At 60.9% G+C, this 1,052-nt stretch carries 2 protein-coding genes; both read right to left on the reverse strand.

Annotated elements, in window-relative coordinates; translation table 11 throughout:
• On the reverse strand, positions 1 to 650 hold a 650-nt coding region (locus MWN33_RS18965), incomplete at its 3' end, for a recombinase family protein (RefSeq protein WP_247202619.1).
• 38 nt (positions 651 to 688) lie between these two features.
• Positions 689 to 976 (reverse strand): hypothetical protein, encoded by a 288-nt coding sequence (locus MWN33_RS18970; protein ID WP_247202620.1) that lies wholly within the window; start codon positions 974 to 976, stop codon positions 689 to 691.
• Positions 977 to 1,052: the final 76 nt, after the last annotated feature.

The following is a 1,052-nucleotide window of genomic DNA, read 5'->3' on the forward strand; positions in this document are numbered from 1 at the left end:
ATCTCCTTGATGCCCATGGGGCCCGATGTGCCGTCTCCCCGCAGGTAGAGATCGAACATCAGCCGCACCAGCTCGGCCTCAACCGGATCGACGACTATCCTCTTCTTGATGCGATGGCCGCGCTTCTCGACCTCTTCGAGGGTGAAGCCAAGCGGCAGGCGGGAGCCGTTATAGAAGCCCTGCCGGGCGTTCTCTTTCATAGCCCGCAGCACATGCTTGGCATTCTCGCGGGACTGGTACTCGTCGAATAGGGCGATAACCTGCCGCATCATGACCTGAGCCGGATCATCCCCGAGCTCCTGGGTGATGGAGATGAGCCGCACGCCATGCTTCGCGAGGCGGCGGATGTACATCTCCAACCCGAAGGCATCGCGGAAGAACCGGCTGAAGCTATGGACGACAATGACATCGAATGGGCGATCGTCATCGGATGCCCGTTCGATCATTCGCTGGAACTCGTGCCGGCTGTCGTCCATCGCCGACGCACCCGGCTCCACATACTCCGCCACAACGGACCAGCCCTGCCGCTCACAATAGGCGGCGGTCTGGAGGCGCTGATCTGGGATGGAGAGGTCAACGTCGGCCTGCCGTGTGGTCGATACCCGGAGATAAAGGGCGGCCCGTCTGGTGATCGGCAAGGCTACGTTCATGGCCCAATCGCCTCCCTCAGGTCCCTTCGGCAGCAACGTCACCTCAGGAGCGCGTCGATCTCCCGCTTGAAGAAGGCCTCGATCACATCGACTTCTTCAGGTGTGATCGGAACGCTCGACGGCCAGTCGTCGGTGACAAGCACGATCTTGGAATCATGCTCGACAGAGTCAGCGGACGCAAGGTTTTGCTCAGCATCTCGAATGACGCGCGCATCAGGGTTCGGGATCTCTGAGAGTGGTGCGCCAGCCAAGCTCGCAGCTGGCGATGGAGCATCGCTGCCCATACTGACTATTTTCTTGGGATTGATAGGGCGTGGCTGGCGCATGCGCTGAGGATCATGGGCATCCCCCACTTGGCCAAGGCGCCAATTCTACGCCGCAGAACAACCGCGTTCAGCGGCG

Origin of the sequence: Ancylobacter koreensis (assembly GCF_023016525.1) — a bacterium.
Taxonomy (GTDB): Bacteria; Pseudomonadota; Alphaproteobacteria; order Rhizobiales; family Xanthobacteraceae; genus Ancylobacter; species Ancylobacter koreensis.

Excerpts from the sequence above, each read along its gene's own strand:
- MWN33_RS18970 (WP_247202620.1), bottom strand. The coding sequence starts at position 976 with ATGCGCCAGCCACGCCCTATCAATCCCAAGAAAATAGTCAGTATGGGC.